2 protein-coding genes are annotated in these 1319 nt (G+C 73.3%); one reads left to right on the plus strand and one right to left on the minus strand.

Translation table 11 applies throughout. The features are described from left to right. Window positions 1-303: 303 nt before the first annotated feature. Complete coding sequence (locus I6A60_RS41040; protein ID WP_238437296.1) at window positions 304-789, minus strand: hypothetical protein; 486 nt, start codon at window positions 787-789, stop codon at window positions 304-306. 135 nt (window positions 790-924) lie between these two features. Here I6A60_RS41040 and I6A60_RS41045 point away from each other — a divergent pair, with 135 nt between their 5' ends. Next, on the plus strand, window positions 925-1152 hold the full coding sequence (locus tag I6A60_RS41045) for an AlpA family transcriptional regulator (protein ID WP_203017487.1): 228 nt from the start codon (window positions 925-927) through the stop codon (window positions 1150-1152). Window positions 1153-1319: the final 167 nt, after the last annotated feature.

The following is a 1319-nucleotide window of genomic DNA, read 5'->3' on the forward strand; positions in this document are numbered from 1 at the left end:
GGGATCCGGGGGCCACGGGGTTGCCACGGGGCGGGGGGGGGCCGGGGGGGGGGGGGGGGGTCGGGGCGGGCAAACCCCCGCCGCTACACCGTGCAGTGGCCGTGAGCTGGGACGACGCGGGGGTGTAGCGGGTAGCGCCTGCGGCGCGCGTGGCGCCGAAACCGGCTCCACGGGGCCGCGACCGCCCCGCGCAGCCGCTACCCGCTACACCCGGGGCGCCCTGCCCATGACCTGTGAGCGGGTCCGTGAACGACATGGCCCCCAACCCGGTGCGGGTCGGGGGCCACGTCGTGCGGCGCGCGGCTACCCGCAGGTGCCGCCGTGCCGGTGGCCGCAGCGGGGTCCGCGACGGGCGCGCATCACGTCCGCCAATGCCATCACTTCGGCCGGATCGGCCCGCGTCACGAGGGCGAGAATCCGCGCCCCGCAGGCGGCGTCGTCCGCCGCTGTGATCAGCTCGGCCATGGCCATCTGATGGGGCGTCAGGCCACGGTCCGGACCGGCGGCCGTACCGACCTGCGGTGTCCAACCCGGCGCGACGTGCGAGATCTCCGCGCCGGCCGGGTTCTCCCGGAAGATCAGGATCACATCGGTGTCCCGCCGCGACGCGGGCCGGTGGTCGAGGTAGACCGCCGGGGGCATCGTGCGCGCCACCGTGGCGAGGTCACGCGGCGTGGCACCTGAACGCAGCGTCAACTCGAACAGTCCACCCCCGCGCGCCGCTAGCTGCGCAGGGTTCCACCGGGGCTCGGGCCACGTGGGTAGGTCATCGGGCGGGATACTGGGCATGGGTCGCCCTCCTGTCTCATCCACAGGTGTGTGATCAAGGCCGCTGGCCGGGTGTTCCCGCACCCGCCAGTGGCCGCCTACACCGCGATGATACATCCGGGCGATGCATCATTACGGTTTTCGTAAGATCACCCTGTGACCGACGATGACCCGTTGCTCGGCTACCGGGAGCTAGCCGAGCTAGCTGGAATCCTGCCGAGCACGCTGCGCGGTTACCGCTCCCAGGGGCGCATGCCACCGCCGGACGATGCGTCGGTGCCCGACCGGCCCCGGTGGCGCCGGTCGACGTTCCAGGCATGGATGCGCGACCGTCCGGGCCGTGGACGAAGCCTCACGCCCAACCCGCCGGACGGCGACAGCTAGCCCGCCCGCGCGGCGCCCTACCTGCGCTTGCAACGCGCTAATTATTGCAAGCACCGGCCCGGCGCTGCGCGTCCCAGCACCGCGCCGGTGCGTGGCCGCGATGGCGGGCGTTCGTAACGTGTCGATCGCTGGTGTCGCGGAAGCCGTCCCGCTCGCGGTCTGGCCGC

Source organism: Frankia sp. AgB1.9, from assembly GCF_016786355.1.
Taxonomy (GTDB): Bacteria; Actinomycetota; Actinomycetes; order Frankiales; family Frankiaceae; genus Pseudofrankia.